Source organism: Mycobacterium sp. Marseille-P9652 (assembly GCF_902652685.1).
Taxonomy (GTDB): domain Bacteria; phylum Actinomycetota; class Actinomycetes; order Mycobacteriales; family Mycobacteriaceae; genus Mycobacterium.
This window is the reverse complement of record NZ_CACRUY010000078.1, coordinates 1-15,133: the sequence shown is the minus strand read 5'-3', so window position 1 is coordinate 15,133 and position 15,133 is coordinate 1. Positions and strand designations below refer to the sequence as shown.

Annotated in this window: 14 protein-coding genes; 4 read left to right on the top strand and 10 right to left on the bottom strand. The window is 71.8% G+C overall.

Annotated elements, in window-relative coordinates:
* Both GPY60_RS26760 and GPY60_RS24585 read left to right on the top strand, forming a co-directional pair.
* Nucleotides 1-1,094, top strand: a 1,094-nt coding sequence (locus tag GPY60_RS26760; RefSeq protein WP_197283821.1) for a hypothetical protein, incomplete at its 5' end; no start/stop codon positions are given.
* 478 nt (nt 1,095-1,572) lie between these two features.
* Nucleotides 1,573-2,220, top strand: coding sequence for a TetR/AcrR family transcriptional regulator (locus GPY60_RS24585; RefSeq protein WP_444850867.1), 648 nt, complete (start codon nt 1,573-1,575; stop codon nt 2,218-2,220).
* A gap of 70 nt (nt 2,221-2,290) precedes the next feature.
* On the opposite strand, the gene GPY60_RS24580 is transcribed toward GPY60_RS24585, so the two are convergent.
* The 8 genes from GPY60_RS24580 to GPY60_RS24545 form a co-directional block, all read right to left on the bottom strand.
* Nucleotides 2,291-2,587 (bottom strand): hypothetical protein, encoded by a 297-nt coding sequence (locus GPY60_RS24580; protein WP_156690307.1) that lies wholly within the window; start codon nt 2,585-2,587, stop codon nt 2,291-2,293.
* 11 nt (nt 2,588-2,598) lie between these two features.
* The gene (locus GPY60_RS24575) at nt 2,599-4,086 is read right to left on the bottom strand and encodes a class I adenylate-forming enzyme family protein (RefSeq protein ID WP_156690306.1); all 1,488 of its coding nucleotides are present in this window, start codon (nt 4,084-4,086) and stop codon (nt 2,599-2,601) included.
* Nucleotides 4,087-4,153: 67 nt separating this feature from the next.
* Nucleotides 4,154-4,936: a crotonase/enoyl-CoA hydratase family protein gene (locus GPY60_RS24570; RefSeq protein ID WP_156690305.1), complete on the bottom strand. Its 783-nt coding sequence runs from the start codon at nt 4,934-4,936 to the stop codon at nt 4,154-4,156.
* A 191-nt stretch (nt 4,937-5,127) separates the two neighbouring features.
* On the bottom strand, nt 5,128-6,534 hold the full coding sequence (locus GPY60_RS24565) for a WS/DGAT/MGAT family O-acyltransferase (protein ID WP_156690304.1): 1,407 nt from the start codon (nt 6,532-6,534) through the stop codon (nt 5,128-5,130).
* A 44-nt stretch (nt 6,535-6,578) separates the two neighbouring features.
* A complete protein-coding gene (locus GPY60_RS24560) occupies nt 6,579-7,790 on the bottom strand; it encodes an alpha/beta hydrolase (protein WP_156690303.1) in 1,212 nt (403 codons plus the stop codon).
* Between the two features lie 46 nt (nt 7,791-7,836).
* Nucleotides 7,837-8,280 (bottom strand): hypothetical protein, encoded by a 444-nt coding sequence (locus tag GPY60_RS24555; protein ID WP_370462818.1) that lies wholly within the window; start codon nt 8,278-8,280, stop codon nt 7,837-7,839.
* A gap of 58 nt (nt 8,281-8,338) precedes the next feature.
* Entirely contained in the window at nt 8,339-9,637 is a 1,299-nt protein-coding gene (locus GPY60_RS24550) for a molybdopterin-dependent oxidoreductase (protein WP_156690301.1), read from the bottom strand.
* Between the two features lie 28 nt (nt 9,638-9,665).
* Nucleotides 9,666-10,319: a methyltransferase domain-containing protein gene (locus GPY60_RS24545; RefSeq protein ID WP_156690300.1), complete on the bottom strand. Its 654-nt coding sequence runs from the start codon at nt 10,317-10,319 to the stop codon at nt 9,666-9,668.
* Nucleotides 10,320-10,559: 240 nt separating this feature from the next.
* Between GPY60_RS24545 and GPY60_RS24540 the strand changes: the two genes are divergently transcribed.
* Nucleotides 10,560-11,465, top strand: a complete 906-nt coding sequence (locus tag GPY60_RS24540) for an alpha/beta hydrolase (RefSeq protein ID WP_156690299.1) — start codon at nt 10,560-10,562, stop codon at nt 11,463-11,465.
* A 19-nt stretch (nt 11,466-11,484) separates the two neighbouring features.
* On the opposite strand, the gene GPY60_RS24535 is transcribed toward GPY60_RS24540, so the two are convergent.
* Nucleotides 11,485-12,789 carry an amidohydrolase family protein gene (locus GPY60_RS24535; protein ID WP_156690298.1) on the bottom strand — a complete coding sequence of 435 codons (1,305 nt, stop codon included), beginning with the start codon at nt 12,787-12,789 and terminating at the stop codon, nt 11,485-11,487.
* The gene (locus tag GPY60_RS24530; protein ID WP_370462817.1) at nt 12,783-13,967 is read right to left on the bottom strand and encodes a CoA transferase; all 1,185 of its coding nucleotides are present in this window, start codon (nt 13,965-13,967) and stop codon (nt 12,783-12,785) included. Before GPY60_RS24530 ends, GPY60_RS24535 begins: the two co-directional genes overlap by 7 nt.
* A gap of 253 nt (nt 13,968-14,220) precedes the next feature.
* Here GPY60_RS24530 and GPY60_RS24525 point away from each other — a divergent pair.
* The coding region (locus GPY60_RS24525; protein ID WP_156690296.1) for a PE family protein at nt 14,221-15,133 on the top strand (913 nt) is incomplete at its 3' end.

Genomic DNA, 15,133 nt, shown 5'->3' with positions numbered 1-15,133 from the left:
GGTCCACGGGCGGCACAGGCGGCAATGGCGGCAACGGCGGCAGGGGCGGCAACGGAAACGATGCAGTCAATGGCAACGGCGGGCAGGGTGGCAGAGGCGGCGACGGCGGCAACGCCACCCGAGGTGCCGCGGACACCGGCGCCAACGACGCCGGCACCGGCGGAAACGGCGGCGCGGCCGGCAACGGCGGTAAGGGGGGCAACGCCGGCGACGGCGAAGACGGCCGAGGCGGTCTCGGCGGTCGAGGTGGTGACGGCGGCACCGGCGGCAGAGGCGGCGACGGCGGCAACGCCATGGCCGGCACCAGTGACAGCGGCGGCACCGGCGGCAACGGCGGCGCGGCCGGCAACGGCGGCACCGGCGGCACCTCCCGCGCGGCTGACCACTCCGGCGCCAGGAATGGTGACGGCGGGAGCGGCGGCCACGGCGGCGCGGGCGGGACGGGCGGCCAGGGCGGCAGCGTCACCGGCGCCGGCACCGGTGGCACCGGTGGGACGGGCGGCAATGGCGGCCGGGCGGGCAACGGCGGGGCCGCCGGCTCCAGCCCCGGCGCCCCGGGCATCAGCGGGGCCGGCGGAACCGGCGGCACGGCCGGGACTGGTGGCGCCGGCGGCAGCGCGAGCGGCGCCGCCAATGGCGGCACGGGTGGTCTCGGCGGCACCGGCGGCGGCGGCGGTCAGGGTGCTTCGGCCGGCACCGGCGGTGCGGCGACGGCGGGCGGGGCCGGGGGCGTCGGCGGCGATGGTGGCCAAGGGGGCAATGTCAGCGGCACCGGCACCGCCGGCTTGGGTGGTCACGGCGGCACCGGGGGCCTCGGCGGTACCGGTGGTGCGCCCGTCGGGTCCATCGCCGGCGGGAGGGGTGGCACCGGCGGCACCGGTGGCGTTGGCGGGAATGGCGGAACGGTGAGCGGCGGTGCCGGCCACGGCGGCAGCGGCGGCGACGGCGGCACCGGCGGCAACGGCGGCACCGGCAGGGCCGGCGCGGGCAGCGGTGGCGGCCCGGGCGACGGCGGCGCGGGGGGCAAGGGCCAGCCGCCCGGCGGCAAACCCGGTAAACATGGCGATCCAGGCCAGGGCGGCGGCACCAGTTAGGGGCATCCCGGGCATTCGGAGGCGTGGCCTGCTCGGCTCGCCACCGTCGACCGCGCCGAGCGTGCAGCCACTGCGAGATTTCGGCCGATTTTTCGCACTGGTTACACGCTCGGCGCGCTCTCGTCTGGCCTGACGCGGATGGGACCGCCCTGACCAGCGATTATGCTATACAGCATAATATGTGCGCCTTAGGATCGCCCTGATTCGGACGCTTGACATCCCGTTTTGAACCGTTTGCCAAGCTATCTCGTTTAGTTAGGGAATAGAAGTTGCTTAGTTTACCGATGTCTTATATGCTTCTCAGCATAATATTGGCCTCAATAGGCCGGGAGAGAACAATGTGGATCATCGAGCTCAACGTCGCGGGCTATCAGTTCACCCGCGAGGTGCCCGACTTCAAGCGCCGGACGTTTCGGTTCAGCCGACGTAACATGCACTGGCCGGTTTCGCGGCACCCGCACGCTGCATGACGCTCGCCATGGGAGGTACGACAGTGCCCACGACGACGACTGACAAACCCAAGCTCAAGACCTCGACGAAGCGTTGCGACACCCGCACGAAGATGCTGGTGAGCGCCGCCCAGGTGATGCGCGAACGCGGGGCGGCCGGGGTCACCATCGACGAGGTGCTCGCCCGCAGCGGCGCACCACGCGGCTCGGTGTACTACCACTTCCCCGAGGGGCGCAACCAGATCCTGACCGAGGCGCTGCGCTACTCGGGTGACTCGATCACCGAGATGATCGACGATGCCGCCGGCTGGGGCGCCAAGGCGCTGTTGGGCGAGTTCATCGACTTCTGGGAACGAACGCTGAGTGAGGGCGACTTCGCCGCCGGCTGCCCTGTCGTCGCGGCGGCGATCGGCTCGGACGACGACCCGAACCTGTCCGTTGAGGCCGGCGAAATCCTCCGGCACTGGTGCGCGGCCCTGACGCGCGCGTTCGTCACCGACGGCTTCGAGGAACCCTGCGCGGCATCGCTGTCGGTGATGTCAATCGCCGCGCTGGAGGGCGCCGTCGTCCTGGCGCGCTCGACGCGCAGCGTCGAGCCGCTGCGCCAGGTGGGCGAGCAGCTCGAATTCCTGATCAAGGCAAGGGAATTCGTCGTCCGGAACAAGATCGCGGAGTAACACCCGCCGTGGGTGGGCGGCAACGGCGGGTTGCCGCTCGGGGCGCCCGGGGCCGACGGGCAGACGTGACTCAGTCGCTGGCGGGCAGCGGCTTGACCTCTTTGAGGTGCAGCGGGGTCGTCCCGACGCTCAGGCTGCCGGCGCCCGGCTTGGTCACCAGCACCTCGGCGCCGGTCTCGTCGACGTAGCGCTTGCCCATCACGCTGCCCCCGGCGAACGCAGGGTCGAGCTCGCCCGAACGCGGCGCCCCGATCTCCACCATTGGCGCGCCGCCGCAGCGCAGGTCGTCGAGGCTGTCGGCGCTCCTGACCACGATGACCTGGGTGTCGCACACCTGGCTGGCGAGGCGGGTTCCGTTCTTGATCATCTACCTATCCTTCAGCGTCCTTGTAGCTCTTCGACTATTTCGCGGCGCAGCACCTTGCCCGTGGGGGTGGTCGGCAGCTCGTCGCGGAACACCACCCGGTCGGGAGTCCGGGACCCCCGCAATGTTCTACGAACATGCTCGCGCAACTCTTCGGGGTCGGGGTCGATCCCGGCGGCCGGCACCACGACGGCGACGATCGCCTGTCCCCACTGCGGGTCCTCGACCCCGACGACGGCCACGTCGTGCACGTGGGAGTGCTCGATGAGCACCTCCTCGAGTTCGGCCGGAGCGATGTTCTCGCCCCCGCGGATGATGGTGTCGTCGCTGCGCCCGCTGATGAACAGGTAGCCGTCCTCGTCGAGCAGGGCGACGTCCCTGGTCGGAAACCACCCCTGTTCATCGAGCACCGAGCCGATCCCGGTGTAGCGGCCGGACACCTGCTCGCCGCGCACGAACAACTCGCCGGGCTCGCCGGGCCCGAGCACCTTGCCGTCGTCGTCGCGGATCTGCACCTCGATGCCGGGCACCGGCCGGCCGACCGATCCCAGTCGCCTGGCGACGTGCGGCTCCGAGGCCGAGTGTGCCTCGCGGTGGTCGTCGGGGGTCAGCACCGCGATCGTCGAACTGGTCTCCGTCAGACCGTAGGCGTTGACGAAACCGACGTGCGGCAACAGCTTCAGGGCCCGGCGCACGAGCGGCAGGCCCACCTTGGAGCCGCCGTAGGCGAGGGTGCGCAGCGACGGCAGCTGGTGACCCTCGGCCTCCAGCACCGCGACGATCCGGTCCAGCATGGTCGGCACCACGGTCGCGGTGGTGACCCGCTCGGCGTCGACCAGCCGCACCCACTCGCGCGGGTCGAAGGTCGGCAGGTACACCATCTTGCGGCCCGCGTACAGGTTCGACAGCGCGGCGCCCACCCCCGCGATGTGATACGGCGGCACGCAGATGAGCGCGGCGTCGTCGGGGTCGGCCGAGTCGAATTCCACCGTCCCCATCACGTAGCTGGTCAGGTTGTTGTGCGAGAGCTCGACGGCCTTGGGCTGCGACGTGGTGCCCGACGTAAAGAGCACCACCGCAACGGATTCCGGGTCGGGGAACTCGGCCGCGGGCTCGGCGTCACGCGCGGCGGTCAGGAACCCGTCGGTGGTCATGAGCCGCGCTGACGCGTCGCCGAGCGCGTCGCGGTAGCGCTCGTCGACGACCACCAGCGGGTCGGGCAGCCGGTCGATCAGCGCGCGGATGCCCTCGCCGGACAGCCGGTAGTTGATGGGGGTAAAGGCCACGCTGGCGCGGGCCGAGGCGAAGATCAGCGACGGCAGCGTCGCACCGCCGGTGCCGACATAGGCGACGTGCCTGGCGCCCGAGGCCGCGATGACCCCCGCGCCGCCGTCGGCGAGATCGCTGAGCTGCTGCGTCGTCAGGCGCGCACCATCGGAGACGACGGCCGTGCGGTCGGGGTTGCTCGACGCAGCCATCTCGAGCAGCAACGAAATGCTCATCCGCGTTCTCCCCGACTGCTGACGCTTTACAGATCCAAGCTGTAGTGTAACCCGCCCGGTCGACTTGTCAGGTGCCCGTCCAGCGCGGCGGCCGCTTCTCGGCGAACGCGATCGCGCCTTCCTTGGCGTCGTTGGACGCGAACACCGGCATCAGGATCTTGTTCTGGTCGGCGAACATCGTCTCGCGGCTCCAGCCGCGGGACTCGACGATGATCCGCTTGGTGGCGGCCACGGCGAGCGGCCCGTTGGCGGCGATCTTCTCCGCCAGCGCGATGGCCGCCTCCAGCGCGCCCCCCGGCTCGGCCAGCACGTTGACCAGGCCCAGCTCATGCGCGCGTTCGGCGGGCAGGTTGTCGCCGGTGAGGGCCAGCTCCATCGCGATCGCGTAGGGAATGCGCTCGGGCAGCCGCAGCAGCCCGCCGCCACCGGCCACCAGGCCGCGCTTGACCTCGGGGATGCCGAACGCCGATTCCCTCGACGCGACGATCAGGTCGGTGGCCAGCGCCAACTCGGTGCCGCCGGCGAGCGCGAAACCCTCCACCGCCGCGATCAGGGGCTTGTCCGGCGGGCGTTCGGTGAACCCCATGCCGCGTCCCTCGACGATCGGGAGCTCACCGCGGGCGAAGGCCTTGAGGTCCATGCCCGCGCAGAACGAGCCGCCCGCGCCGGTCAGGACGCCCACCGAGAGGCCGGGCTCGCCGTCGAGCCGGTCCATCGCGTCGGCCAGCCCGCGGCTGACGGCGGCGTTGACGGCGTTCTTGGCCTTCGGCCGGTTGATCGTGATGATGAGGATCCGGTCGCGTTGTTCGACGAGAACTTCGGGCTCGGCCTCTTCGTTGCCAGTGCTCACGGTGCTGCGCAACTCCTTCGTCGGCGATTACCCGACCGATCGTAACGGCTGGCGGAAACGCCGTTGACCCCAGCCGAGATTGCGATTTCCGCTTTCGGTGCGTCCGGGACCCGCCGAGCGTGAACTGACGGCGGAGATTCCGGCGAATCACCGCCACCACGTCACGCTCGGCGCGGGAGGTACTCAGCTCGTCAGGCCGGCGCCATCGCCGTCTCGACCGCGGTGAGCTTCTCGGAAAGCCCTGCGGCCCTGCGGATCTCGATGAAGTCGGCGACCATCGCCTCGGTCACCTCGTGCGGGTCGTCGAGGGTGGCGCCGTCGGTGAGCACCGAGATGTTGAGCTGGTCGACGTAGCTCCACACCGTGATGTTCATGCCGCTGCCCGCGGTGAGCGGGCCCACCGAGTAGATCTCGGTGACCAGCGCGCCGCCGACCCGGCCGCGCTCGCGCGGCCCCGGCACGTTCGAGATGTTGAGGTTCAGGATCTTGTTGTGGCCGTCGCGGCCCGACGCCCACCGGAAGAACGCCTCGGTGGGCGCCGGCGGCATGTAGGCCGCCCACCGGCTGACCAGCTCCGGCCCCATCAGCTGGTTGCTTTCCTTGGCGGCGATCGCGTTCTCGTGGCTGCACCGCACCCGCTCGAGCGGGTCGTCGGAATCGGTCGCGAGACCCACCAGCACGCCGGTGAAGCGATTTCCGGAGATCCGCTCCGGGGAGAAGTCGAAGCTCATCGGCACCGACGCCAGGAGGGGCTCCGCCTTGCCGTCGTACCGCAACAACAACGTGCGCAGCGCGCCGGCCGCCATCGACAGCACCATGTCATTGATGGTCGCGCCCAGCTTCTTGCCGGTCTCCTTCACGTCGGCCAGCGCCAGGGTGGCGGTGGCGAACCGGCGCTCGGGGGTGATCTTGTGGTTGATGAACGTCGGGGGCGGCTCGAACGGCCGGGTCAGTTCCGGGGAGAGTTTGCGCGAGCTGCGGCGCACCCGGCCGAAGCCCTCGGCCGTGTAGCGGACGTTGCGGGGGATGCGCCCGAGGTGGCGCATGTGGTCGGCGAACGCCGAGCTCATCAGCTGGCCCGTCGTGGGCGCCGGGTCGGACACGTATGGGCCGCCCTCCGGCCCCGGCTGCAGGTCCATGCCGCGCGCCATCAGATTGGCCGACGCGACGCCGTCGGCCAGCGCGTGGTGGATCTTGCCGACGACGGCGATCCGGTTGTTGGCCAGGCCCTCGATGAAGTACATCTCCCACAAGGGGTAGCGACGGTCGAGCGGGGTGCTGGCGATCTGCCCGATCGCCTCGTCGAGTTCGCGGCGGCCGCCGTTGGCGGGCAGCCGCCACGGCCGGATGTGGTAGTTCAGGTCGACGTCGCAGTGCTCCCGCCACATCGGATGGTGGAACTTGAACGGGATCTCGACGAGCTGGTAGCAGAACGGCTCGAGCTTGCCCAGCCGTCCGCGGATCACTTCCCGGAACGTGTCGATGTCGAAGTCAATGCCAGCCTCCAGCTCGACCACGGCGGCCTTGATGGTGTGCATGTGCACGTTGGGTGTCTCGCTGTAGAGAAGTACCGCGTCCCACCCGCTCAGCCTTTTCACCGCTGCCCCTTACCCATAAAGGGACCATACTCAGCGCTGCGGGCTCAGATAACCTCTTTGGCCGCGTTGGTTTTCGTGCGGTACACGTGATTGAGGAACAGCGACGTCGCGTGCGCGGCGATGCCCGCCCGTTCCGCGTCGACGAGGTCGTACCCGTGGCCCGCGCCCGGCAGCTCCAGGTACCCGACCATCGAATGCGACACCTCGCGCAGCCGATCGACGAAGCTGCGCGCCTGCTCGACCGGGATCACGCTGTCCTTGCTGCCGTGAATCACCATGAAGGGCGGGGCATTTCGGTGCACCTGTGCCATCGGCGAGGCCGACCGGAACACCTCGGGGTGGCGGTCGATGCGCTTGCGGACCACGACTCGCTCGAGGAAGTCGACGAACCGCTCGCGTTCCGGAGTCGAACGGTCCTCCCAGTCGTAGCGCCCGTAGATGCCCACCACCGCGTCCACCGAACTGTCGGCGCCGTCGGGCAGGTGCTCGCGGTGTGCGGGTTCCTCGGGCGTGAGCCCGGCGAGCGCCGAGAGGTGCCCGCCGGCCGAACATCCCGCGACCGCAACGAAGTCGCGGTCGCCGCCGAACCTGTCGACGTTGGCCCGCGCCCAGGCGATGGCGGTCTTGACGTCGGTGATGTGGCGCGGCCAGCGGTGGTGCGGCGCCACGCGGTAGTTGACCGCAAGACAAACCCAGCCCTGCTCGGCCAGCCGCGACATCAGGGCCGAACCCTGGCCCATGCACTTGCCGTGCACCCAGGCCCCGCCCGGAAGGAAGATCAGCACCGGCGCCGGGTGCGCGGGCAGGTCCTTGCGGCGCCAGACGTCCAGCACCTGGGCCGGGCTGTCGCCGTAGTGGACGGCGCGGCGGTAGAGGTAGCGGCGCTGGCGCATCGCGTCCCAGATCGGGGGGGTGCGCTCGGCGGCGGGCCATTCGACCTCGAGGTCCGTCGGCGACACGATGCCGCGCAGCGCCGCGAGGGCGACGTCGCGCGAGTCCAGCGGCTCGGACGGAGGTGGTTCGGCGACGCGAGGCGGGCCCGGCCGGAACCAGTCCCTGGCCATGGATGAGACCATGTCCGGCGCGTGACGGGCGCCCCAGACGCTCATGGCGGTCAGCGTGCCGAGCGGCTCGAGGTGCTTGCCGACCACCGGCAGCGAAGCCCCGGCAACGCTCATGGCCAGCGCATAGTCGGCGGGGCGGGCCCGCAGCAACCACTTCGTGTAAGACGTCATGCTCGGTCCCGTCGCCGTCATGTAGCGCAGCGTACCCCCGGGCGGTGTGGCGAAACCCACATTCTCGTCAACCCCCTATTGCGCCGCGCCGCCTCGCGACCAGCAGGCGCGCGAGGTAGACCAAGGCGCTGGTGGCGAACATGGCCGCGGTGAGCAGCGCCCAGCGGGCCAGGAACGGGTCCTGGTTCTGCCCCGTGGCCGCCTGGTAGGTGGCCTCACCCTGACGGATGATGCCGGGCAGGAAGACGAGGAGCGTCAGCCCAGCGCCGAGCGCGGGAACGCGAATGTGGTTGCGGGCGCTGATCTCTGGTTGACGGGACGGCCGGGCGCCCACGAACAGCGCCCGGTCGGCCAGCGCGTAGAGCGGAAACAACACCAGGTCGTGGGCGATCACCGCCGCGGCCAGCCACACCGCGACCGACTGCCACCAGACCCGCGGATTCCACAGCGCCGCCGGCGTGAACGTCGCGAGCAGGTAGCCCAGCAGCGCGAAGCCGGCCAGCATCGTCATCAGATGCAGGGGATGCGATCCGTAGACGGCGGCGAAACGCCTTGCCAGCGAGCGCACTTCACCCCGCCTCGAAATCGATGGAGGCCACCCACTTGGTGTTGTGCACGCCGGGCAGCGCCGGGACGATGATGCGGGCGGGGTAGCCGTGATCCAGGGGCAGGTCGACGCCGTTGACCCGCAGCGCCAGCAGCGCGTCGGGGTCGCGAATCTGGTTGTCCTGCAACATCGCCGAGCCAAACGCCCCACCGACTTGCAGGGACGCGACGCGGGCGACGCGCGGCGCCGGCACGCCCGCGGCCCGCGCCAGGTCGGCCAGCCGCACCCCGCTCCAGGTCTGGACCGTCGACCAGCCCTCGACGCACGCGATCGGCAGCCGGGCGTCGTGCTGCGGCATGCCGGCCAGCGCCGCGCGGTCGAGCACGACGTCGCGCGCGCCGCCGCGCAGCGTCAGCCGCCATGTGGCGCCGACACTGTCGGGCGTGATCCCGGCCGCCACCGCGGTCTTGTTGACCGGGAAGTCGTTCGGTCCACGGCCGCGGGGCACCAGGAGCGCCGCACGGCGCGCCGCACCACCCAGCGTCTGGCCCGCGGTCAGCACGGCGATGAGCAACGCGCCGGATCCGACGAGCGCCAGGGCGCCCCGCCTGCTCATCGTGGGTGCGGCGGGGTCGGCGGCCACCAGCCCGTCGGGATCGGGCGGCTCCGGGCGGGTGTCGTCGCGGCCGGTGCGCAGCACGTCCCGCATGGACACCGACCCCAACGCGGTGGCCATGCGCGGGATCTTGAGCGCGATGTGCATGAGGAAACCGGCGATGAACACCCAGGCGCCGAAGTAGTGGCCGGTGTAGAAGCTGAAGCCGAAGATGTAGTCGTACTGGATGTTGAGCACCCCGGTGACGATCTCGAACAGCACGCCGCCGACCAACATCAGAAGCGAAAGCCGTTCCAGCAGTTGGGCTAACGAGCGCGCGGGCGGCCACACGAACAGCCGGGGAATCACCGACCACAGCTTGGCAAGCACCACCGGGATGAGCACGAGCCCGAGCCCGACGTGCAGGCCCTGGCTGAGCCGGTACAGCCACGAGGGGCGGGTGGGCCAGGCGAAGGCCGGCAGCCGCAACCAGCCGACGTCCGCGGGGATGGCCTGCCCTAACTGCGGCGAGTAGGCCATGTAGGACAACAGGCCGGTGACGATGACGACGGGCATCGCGATCAGCAGCACCAGCCCGAAGACGGAGGTGAGCCAGGGACCGCGCAAGGGGCTCCGGAATCGTGCGAGCCGCTGCACACCGGGCGGCGGATGGCGGTCGAACGCCTGCCACAGGCGGGAGGGGAAGCCGTAGCGGCTCACCCGCATGATCCTAGGGCCGCGAGTCCCTCAATGCTTACAGCGCCGCGAGGCTCGCGATGACTCTGCTGCCGACGAGGCGCACTTCGGTCAGTGTCAGGCCGACCTGAGCGGCCAGCGCGTCGGCGCCGTCGACTCCGACCGACGCCCACCGAAACCATGGTCCGACGCCGCCCGCCGACTCCAGCCGGACCCAGCGTTCCCGCACACCGATGGCCTCGGCGTCGAACTCGGCCACGCAGCGCCCGCCGCGGGCGAGCAGCTCGACGGCGCGACCCAGGATGCGGCGGGGATCGCCGCCGAGGCCGACGTTGCCGTCGACCAGCAGGACCGTCTGCCAGGAGCCGGTCCAGGGCAGCGGTTCGAAGACGTCGCCCAGCAGGGCGGGCGCGCCGCCGCGGCCGGCCAGGCGGATCGCGGCGGCCGACCGGTCGATACCGAGCGCGGGCACCCCGCGCTGGACGAGCCGCGCCACCAACCGGCCGGGCCCGCACCCGAGTTCGATCGTCGGCCCGGTGCACATCTGCGTGACGGCCTCGTCGAACACCTCGTCGCAGCCGTCATCGGGTGGACCGTCGGGACGGCGCACCCCCAGCCAGCGGTGGGCCGGCAGGGGCTTCAGTTCCCCGTCCTGATGGCGGATCCAACATCGCTCGCCGCCGAGCGCCCGATCGTAAAGCTGACCCAGCATTGCACGCCTCTCGCACTCGTCCGACCAAGCGGAAATCCGACCAAGCGCCCGGACGCGAATCGCGTCGCTGACATGCCGCCCCACAAAAGGCCAGCATTGTGATCACTTGGATCGGTACCCCGATCATGAGCCACTTAACCCGGGCGACGCCGGGCCCGACGGTTCACCCGAGTGATTCGGCGCCGAGCCGCTTCCAGACGGTGCAGCGGCGGGCACGTTCCCGTCAGCGATACTGGGCGGATGCCGAACAGCGACGTTCACCCCGACCTCCGCCGGGCCGCCCTCATCGCCCCCCGCGCCCTCGTCGGGCCCCGGACCCTGCCGATCATGCGGGCCTTGACCGGGTTGTCGGGCCGCCTGCGCAGGCCGGACGCGTCCGCCGACGTCGAGGAGATCGCGCTGGGCCCGGGCGCCGCGGTCCGGCTGTTCCGGCCCGCCGGCGCCGCCAAGCCGACACCGGCGCTGCTGTGGATTCACGGCGGCGGATACGTGATCGGCACCGCAGCGCAGGACGACGGGCTGTGCCGCAAATTCAGCCAACGGCTCGGCATCGCGGTCGCGTCCGTCGACTACCGGCTCGCCCCGGAGCACCCGTACCCGGCGCCGCTGGAGGACTGCTATTCGGCGCTGACCTGGCTGGCCGGGCTGCCGTGGGTGGACACCGCGCGGGTGGCGATCGGCGGCGCCAGCGCCGGCGGCGGCCTGGCCGCGGCCCTGGCCCTGCTCGCCCGGGACCGCGGCGAGGTGTCACCGGCGTTCCAGCTGCTGGCGTACCCCATGCTCGACGACCGCAGCTCCGGCACGGGCCACAACCCCAATCACCGGCTGTGGAACGCGCGCAGCAATCACTTCGGCTGGACGGCCTACCTCGGCGGCGCGGACCCGGAGGTCGCCGTCCCGGGGCGCCGCAAGGACCTGAGCGGGTTGCCGCCGGCCTGGATCGGCGTCGGGACTCACGACCTTTTCCACGACGAGGACCTCGACTACGCCGATCGTCTGACGGCGGCCGGGGTGCCGTGTCAGGTCGAGGTGGTGCCCGGCGCCTTCCACGGCTTCGACCTGGCGGTGCCCAAGGCGCACGTGTCGCGGGCGTTCTTCGTCGCCCAGTGCGCCGTGCTGCGCGCCGCCCTGGCGCTGCCGGCCTGACGGCCCGTCACACGGCTTCTCACATGGCGAAGTAGACGAGCTCACCGCCGATCACGGTGGCCGCCACCATGCCCGCGTCGAGCTCGGCCAGCGCGGTCGCCGGCGGTTCGTTGAGCACGCACAGGTCCCCCGGTTCGCCGACGGCGACCGCCCGCGGGCGGGCCGGCCGATCCGGTTCGCCGAGAAACATCGTCAGGGCCTGGCGCGCCGAAACCCGTTCGCGCGCACCGAGAACCGCACCACTCGGCGTGGTCCGGTACACCGCCGCGCGCATCGCCGTCCATGGGTCGCCGTGCCCGAACGGCATGTCGGTGGACAGGCCCACGGGAACGCCCGCGTCCACCAGGGTCGCCACCCGCCACAGCTGATCGTGGTCGGCGGCGGGCACGTCGGCCAGGTACTGGTCACCGCGCTCGGCGACGAAGTTGGGCTGGGTCACCACCGTGACGCCGATGTCGGCCAGGTCGGCCACGAGGTCGTCGGGCACCATGGCCGCGTGCTCGATCCGGTCTCGAGCGCGGCTTCCCGCCGCGCGCAGGGCGGCGACGGTGACCACGAGCTGAGCGCCGGTCACGCAGTGCACCGCGACGGGCTCGCCCTCGGCGTGCCGCTCGGCGATCCAGTGCGTCAGCTCGTCGAGGTCGAGCTGGTCGTCGTGCAGGATCCTCTTGCCGGGGGCCAAAAACCGCACGCGCGGCCGGAATTCGCCCTCACTGTGCGCCGTCAGCAGCGATTCCCGGTCCTCGGCGCCAAGGCCGGGCGTGGCGTCCGTGACGCCGGTGACTCCGGTCGCGGTGATCCGGCGGCTCAGCTCCGCGAGGTTGCTCTCCCGCCGCTGCACCGCCTCCGACCAGCGACCGTCGGCGCTGCGCAGGCGGCCGTCGGGATGATCGGCCAGCCCCACCCTGCCGAGCGCCTCGGAGTTGAGGATCCACAGCGCCCCGCTGCGGTGCTGCACGCGCACGGGAACCCTGCGGACCACGGCGTCCAGGGCGTCGCGGTCCAGCTCGCCGGCGACCGACTCGTGGTAGCCGACGGCGCGGATCCACCCGTCGGGTCCCGGCGTGGCGTTCGAGAGGAGTTGGGCGAGTTGGTCTTTGGTGCTGACCCCGGGCGGGCCGACGACGAAGGAGTCCAGGGCGGAGGCCGCCGAGCGCAGGTGCACGTGGTGGTCGTGCAGCCCGGGCAGGACGGTCCCGCCGCCCGCGTAGAGGACGCCCTCCCCTTCTCTCGCGGCGAGGTCGTCTCCGATTTCTCCGACGCGCTCGCCGACCCGGATGTCGACCGCCCTGCCGTCCAGCAGCGTCGCCCGCTTGATCAGCATGCGGCGCAACGCCTTTGGGCTACCAGGTGGCGCACGGCGTCGTTGTCGGCGCCGAGCGCCGCGGCCGGCCTTGGTGCGGGCGGTGCCTGCGGCGGCGGTGCGGGAACCTCCGCGGCCGACGGCATGGTCGGCAGCGCGGCGTACGTGGCGGCGACGGCGGCCATGGTCACCTCGATCAGCTCGCCACCGCCCCGGGCCAGCGACTCGGCGACCGCGGCCGTCGCCTCCAGGCCCGTCAGGGGATCGGCGATCGCGTCCCCGCAGAACACGGGCCCGTCCGCGCTGGCGCCCACCAGGCCGCCGGCCACCGCGGCGTCGTCCCCGAACGCGGGCCGCCCGTCGTCATAACCGTTGATGCGCAGCCAGATTCGTCCCGGTCGAGGGGGCACGTCCCGGGGCCCGAGGCGCCGCCGCGCCAGCGCCGCGGGCCGGGAGCCTTCGATGACGAGGTCGGCCGCGCCGAGCAGTTCGCGCAGTTCGTCGGCCTGTCGATCGAAATCGACGCTGTAGCAGAGTTTTTCACCGTTGGTCCAGTCGAAGAAGGCGCGGTTGCCATTGCGCGTGCCGTCGGGGCGGCTCGGGCTTTCCACCTTGACGACGGTGGCCCCGGCGCGCGCCAGCAGCCGACCGCACAGCGGGCCGGCCCACATCGACGACAGGTCCGCGACCAGCAGGTCGCTCCACTCCCGTCGTGGCGCTCCCGACGCGGTCGGCCGGATCCGCGGCGGAGCCGGCGCGGTCTCCCCCAAGGCCGCCGCCGGGATGTCGAGCAGTCGGGCCCGGTCGACGAGCGTCGACGATTCCGCGCGCGCGGCCCATCGCGTCAGCGCCGGCCACGAGTCGTCGGGGACGGCGTTGGCGCCCAGCAGCGCGGGGATGGCCGCGACGTCGTCCGGGCGCGAGAGCGTGATCGCGCACCAGCCGTCGAGCGTCCGGAGGATCCGGGTGCCGCCGCCGGCCGAGACGCGGCCGCGGCGGGTCAGTCCCGACAGTGCCGCGCGGCCGGCGAGCAGGCACCCTGCGTCGACGGCGATGCCGAGCGGTTCGCCGACCGCGGCGGCGACGCCCGCGGCACGGGCCAGCACGTTGGCGCGGGAGAAATCGGCCGGACCGTCGGCCAGGCCGGTGAGTGAGGCGAGCCCGCTGGCCCCCCACGCCCGGATCCGCTGACCGTCCACCACCCCATGGTGCTCGCTCGTCCTGCGGCGCAAGGTAGCGCTCCACATTTGGCGTCCGGAGCACAGCCCCTCGCCTATTAACCTGAAGTCGTTATTCTGCGCATGTCTGATACTTTTTGTATCGTTTAGACGGTTTTTAATGCGATGGAGTTTGTCTCGCCTTCTGAGGTGCCGTTCGGATCACCCGAGCGTCGTCGGCGACGGCGACCTGCGCACGAGTTTTGTCGTGACCGAGCGAGTTGGGTGGTCCCGGATGTCTTACCTGGTCACAGCGCCAGAGGCGTTGACGTCGGCAGCGTCGCAGCTGGCGGGCGTCGGCGCGACGATCGACGCCGCCCGCGCGGCGGTGACCGTCCCGACCACCAACGTCCTGGCCGCCGCTTCGGACGAGGTGTCGACAGCCATCGCCGCGTTGTTCGGGGCGCATGGCCAGCAGTTCCAGGCGCTCAGCGCGCAGGCCGCGCTGTTCCACGACCAGTTCGTGCAGACCCTGACCGCCGGCGCGGGGTCGTATGCCATCACCGACGCCGCCAGCGCGTCGCCGCTGCAACAGGTGCTCGACGCCGTCAATGCGCCCACCGAGTACCTATTGGGGCGCCCGTTGATCGGGGACGGAGCCAACCGAGCACCGGGAACCGGGCAGGCCGGTGGTGCCGGCGGCCTGCTGTATGGCAACGGTGGGTATGGCGGATCCGGCGGACCCGGCCAGGCGGGCGGCGCCGGCGGCTCGGCCGGACTCATCGGCAACGGCGGATACGGCGGCGCCGGCGGCACCGGCGGCGCCCCGGGTGGCCACGGCGGCAATGGCGGGCTGCTGTACGGCAACGCCGGATTCGGCGGCGCCGGGGGCACCGGAGGTGCCGGCGCAGGTGGGGCCGGTGGCGACGGCGGTCGCGCCTGGCTCATCGGCAACGGCGGATACGGCGGCGCGGCGGGCGGCGGGGGCGCCGGCGGCACCGGTGGAAACGGTGGTGCCGGCGGGCTGCTCTACGGCAATGGGGCGCACGGTGGGGCCGGCGGCACGGGCAGCACCGGCCCTGGAGGCGCGGGCGGCGCGGGCGGCAACGCGTACCTCCTCGGACATGCCGGGGCGGGCGGCGCGGGCGGTGACGCCACCGGTGCCACGGGCGCGGGCGGCGCCGGTGGGCTCGGCGGCAACGCTGTGC

What these genes read in the sequence shown, in the direction of transcription:
- GPY60_RS24585 (WP_444850867.1), top strand. Translation starts at nt 1,573, where the DNA reads ATGGGAGGTACGACAGTGCCCACGACGACGACTGACAAACCCAAGCTC.
- GPY60_RS24580 (WP_156690307.1), bottom strand. Translation starts at nt 2,587, where the DNA reads ATGATCAAGAACGGAACCCGCCTCGCCAGCCAGGTGTGCGACACCCAG.
- GPY60_RS24575 (WP_156690306.1), bottom strand. Translation starts at nt 4,086, where the DNA reads ATGAGCATTTCGTTGCTGCTCGAGATGGCTGCGTCGAGCAACCCCGAC.
- GPY60_RS24560 (WP_156690303.1), bottom strand. Translation starts at nt 7,790, where the DNA reads ATGACGGCGACGGGACCGAGCATGACGTCTTACACGAAGTGGTTGCTG.
- GPY60_RS24555 (WP_370462818.1), bottom strand. Translation starts at nt 8,280, where the DNA reads ATGACGATGCTGGCCGGCTTCGCGCTGCTGGGCTACCTGCTCGCGACG.
- GPY60_RS24550 (WP_156690301.1), bottom strand. Translation starts at nt 9,637, where the DNA reads ATGCGGGTGAGCCGCTACGGCTTCCCCTCCCGCCTGTGGCAGGCGTTC.
- GPY60_RS24545 (WP_156690300.1), bottom strand. Translation starts at nt 10,319, where the DNA reads ATGCTGGGTCAGCTTTACGATCGGGCGCTCGGCGGCGAGCGATGTTGG.
- GPY60_RS24540 (WP_156690299.1), top strand. Translation starts at nt 10,560, where the DNA reads ATGCCGAACAGCGACGTTCACCCCGACCTCCGCCGGGCCGCCCTCATC.
- GPY60_RS24535 (WP_156690298.1), bottom strand. Translation starts at nt 12,789, where the DNA reads ATGCTGATCAAGCGGGCGACGCTGCTGGACGGCAGGGCGGTCGACATC.